Source organism: Mesorhizobium sp. M7A.F.Ca.CA.001.08.2.1, from assembly GCF_003998455.1.
Taxonomy (GTDB): Bacteria; Pseudomonadota; Alphaproteobacteria; order Rhizobiales; family Rhizobiaceae; genus Mesorhizobium; species Mesorhizobium ciceri.
Map to the genome: position 1 here is coordinate 1 of NZ_RZPW01000677.1, position 3396 is coordinate 3396.

At 64.2% G+C, this 3396-nt stretch carries 4 protein-coding genes; 1 reads left to right on the forward strand and 3 read right to left on the reverse strand.

From position 1 onward, the window contains the following. A partial coding sequence (locus EN914_RS28855) for an FAD-binding oxidoreductase (protein ID WP_164778984.1) occupies positions 1-328 on the forward strand: 328 nt, incomplete at its 5' end. 116 nt (positions 329-444) lie between these two features. On the opposite strand, the gene EN914_RS28860 is transcribed toward EN914_RS28855, so the two are convergent. From EN914_RS28860 to EN914_RS28870, 3 genes are all read right to left on the reverse strand, one after another. Continuing rightward, entirely contained in the window at positions 445-1821 is a 1377-nt protein-coding gene (locus tag EN914_RS28860) for an MmgE/PrpD family protein (RefSeq protein ID WP_024503250.1), read from the reverse strand. 25 nt (positions 1822-1846) lie between these two features. Beyond that, the gene (locus EN914_RS28865) at positions 1847-2659 is read right to left on the reverse strand and encodes a CoA ester lyase (RefSeq protein ID WP_024503249.1); all 813 of its coding nucleotides are present in this window, start codon (positions 2657-2659) and stop codon (positions 1847-1849) included. Continuing rightward, positions 2653-3396 (reverse strand): MaoC family dehydratase N-terminal domain-containing protein (locus EN914_RS28870; RefSeq protein WP_127389430.1); only part of this gene is annotated, 744 nt, incomplete at its 5' end. The genes EN914_RS28870 and EN914_RS28865, both read right to left, overlap by 7 nt.

Consider the following 3396-nt stretch of genomic DNA (forward strand, 5'->3'; position numbering starts at 1 on the left):
GCACCATGAAGAGTTCGACGACTACATCTGGCCGGCACTCTGGCACCGCATTCCGTCTTTCGACGCACTCAAGGTCCAGACCAGTTGGACCGGCCACTACGAGTACAACATGCTCGACCACAACGGCATCGTCGGCTTCCACCCGCAGGTGACCAATTTCATGTTTGCCAACGGCTTCTCGGGGCACGGGCTGCAACAGTCGCCAGCCGTGGGCCGGGCCGTTTCAGAACTTATCGTTCACGGGGCTTTCCAGACGCTCGATCTTTCGCCGTTCTGTTACGAGCGCATAGATCGCAACGAGCCGTTTCTCGAGGAAGCAGTGATTTAAAGCGAGACGATCGGTCCCCCATTTTATCTCGGGCATTCAGCGTCCAATGAAATTGCATTTTAGTGAGAGATTCTCCATCCACTTCAGGAGGGCGCAGTCCTTCGGCGCGATAGCGGCTAACATTCAGCAAATATTTCCGCCGTGCTCCCGGGCTGATCGAGTTTCCAGACACGGGCTATGCAGCGGCGCATCTCGTCAGCCGTGGCCCCGCCTCGAAATTCGGCAAGACGTATGGCCTTGGCTTCCAGTTCCTGTTTCGCAAGCGTGTTGCCGGGATCGCCCTTGGGCTCGTCGACGCGGGCATTGAGCTTGCGGCCGTCAACGGTCGTGACGCTTACCTTGCCGACCCACTGCTTGGGATAAAGGGTGTCGACCTCGGCGTCGAGTTCCATCCGCACCTTCGCGCGGAAACGGGCTACGCGGGTGTCGGCAAGTGCATGGTGTTCGAAAGCGTCGAGGTCGGCGACGCCGTGAACGGCGATCAGCCCCAAAACCGTGCCCATGGAGAACTTCGCCTGGTGGACGGTGTGCGGAACGACCACCGCGCCCAGGACATCGATGGCTCCCTGATGGACATGGGTCACCACGTCGGTGATGTCGTCCGGACCGAGCCCTTCGCGGCGCATGAGAAGCTGCAGCGCGTCAGCGGCTGGATGAGTGTGCCGGCAGGCTGCGTGCCATTTGAAGGAGGTCTCCTCGGTTGCCCAACGGCTGCCGAGCCCGTCCGTCAGGCGGGCCGGATCGGCGTCGCTGGACATGCCCGAAGCCATGCCCTTTTTCCCTTCGAGAATCTGCGCGGCCCCTTTGAAGCCATCGCGCGCCAGATAGGCAGAAAACAGGCCGTTGGCCGCCGCTCGCGCCGTATGAAGCTGCTTGGAATCGGCGGCATCGCGCAGGAATTCCCAGAGCCCTGCCGCCTGGGTGCCGGCGGAGCCGAGAGCATGATTGAGGCCGGCTGCGTCCAGCCCGATCAACTTGCCGACCGCCGCGGCCGCGGCGACCGCGCCAGCCGTGCCGGTGGTGTGGAATATCTCGTAGTGCGAGCGTCCGAGGAATTCTCCTACGCGGATGCCCACTTCATAGCCGGCGATGCAGGCAGTCAGGACTTCGCGGCCGGTCTTCCCCTCGGCCTCCGCAACCGCCAGAACGGCCGGAAAGATCACCGCCGCGGGGTGAAAGACCGAGCCGTTGTGAACGTCGTCCTGTTCCACGACATGGGAGGCCGCCGCATTGACCATCGCTGCGAAATAGGGGCTTGTGCGCCGCCGCGTCGGGATGATGGTGCTTGGGCCGTCCGCCGGCCCCATGGCACGCGCAAAGCCGTCGATCATCTCGACCTGGTGCGCGCCCTTGCCTGCCAGCGCCGAGCCGAGCCAGTCGATCATCAGTCCTTGCGCGAAATGAACGACGCGCGGCGGGATCTGTTCGAAATCGAGTTCGGCAATGAAGGCGCAGAGCCTGGCGGTTGGCCAATCGGCGGTGTCCGTGCTCATCTGTTGCTCCTCCTCTGCATGCCCTTTAGACCAAAGCGATCCGGTGCAGGATTCGCCTTGCTCGCTCGATGACGGGTCGGTCCACCATCTCGCCGTTCACCAGGCTGGCTTCGCCTGATGAGGCCGCGCCAATGATGTCGCGTGCCCATGCGATGTCATTTTCGCTCGGGCGAAAGCCATTGCGAATAGGCTCGATCTGTCTCGGATGGATGGCCATCTTGCCGCCAAAACCCATCCTCATGGCGTGGCGGGCGTCATACTCGGCGATTTCGGGATTGCTCAGGTCGGTCGTCACGCCGTCGATCGGCGCGGCCCGGCCAGCAGCGCGCGAACGCCAGACGATTTCGTTGCGGGCCGCTAGCAGGATCAGCCGATCATGCGCGCAACCAAGATCGAGCGAGAAGTCGACCGAACCGAAGGCGACGGCAACGACGCCTGAGGTGGCCAGTATGTCCGGCAGGTTGACGAGGCCGACGGCGCTCTCAATGAGCGCTATGACGGAAACGCTGCGTGCCATGTGCCTGGTCATATCGGTAATGTCTTGCGGACGTTCGGCCTTGGGCAGCATGACGGAGACGCCGTCGAGGCGCCGCACGGCATCGACGTCCGCTTCGTGCCAAGGTGTGCCGGCGGCGTTGATGCGGACCACGACTGCGGATTTCAGTGTGGCCGCACGAGCGACGATTGCTTCGCGAGCGCGGTCCTTGTCGCCAGGGGCGACGGCATCCTCGAGGTCGAGAATGACCGCGTCCGCGCCGCTGCTGTCGGCCTTGTCAAACCGCTCAGGACGCGAGCCCGGCACGAAAAGCGGCACGACAGGCGTGACGAAGCTCACCATTGCGCCGTGGCTTTCACTGTTGCATGGCCGTCGGCCGACCGCACCTCGAGAGCCATGCCGTCTTGGCCAGGCGATGTTGCGCTCAGAAGCAGGCGCTGCGGGCCAGTCGCCGGATGCACGCCCCGGAATGAGAAACGGCGCGGCGACTGACCGACAATGGCGGTGGCGAAGTTCATCAGCAGCGTCGCCTGCAGTGGGCCATGGATGACGAGCCCGGGATAGCGCTCGACCCCCGTGGCGTAAGGCGCGTCATAGTGGATGCGGTGCCCGTTGAAGGTCAGCGCGGAATATCGGAAGAGCAGCACGGCATCGATCTCGATCGTGCGCTCGTGCGATGCGGCCAGGGCCGAATTGGCCGGCGGGGCAGGGGGCGCAGCAGCGGCTTCGGCGCCGCGATAAACGATGGTCTGGTCCTCCTCGATCACCGGACCAGCGTCGTTGGCAATGTCGTGCCGGACCGTGACGAAGGTTAGCGGCCCGGTGCGTCCCTGTTTCTCCTCTATGGCGGTCAATGTCGAGCTGCGGCGGATGCGGTCGCCGGAGCGGATCGGAGCCATGAAACGCACATCGCTGGCAGCCCACATGCGGCGCGGAAGCGGCACCGGTGGCAGGAAGCCGCCTTTGGCCGGGTGCCCATCAGGTCCGAGTTCGCGCAGGTCGGCAATGTCGGGTGTCAGGCACCAGTGTAGTCCCGGCGGGGCCGTACCCTCGGCAGCCTGCGCCGCGTGGACCCCAAG

Coding starts and splice junctions, on each gene's coding strand:
- EN914_RS28860 (WP_024503250.1), bottom strand. CDS start 1,821: ATGAGCACGGACACCGCCGATTGGCCAACCGCCAGGCTCTGCGCCTTC.
- EN914_RS28865 (WP_024503249.1), bottom strand. CDS start 2,659: ATGGTGAGCTTCGTCACGCCTGTCGTGCCGCTTTTCGTGCCGGGCTCG.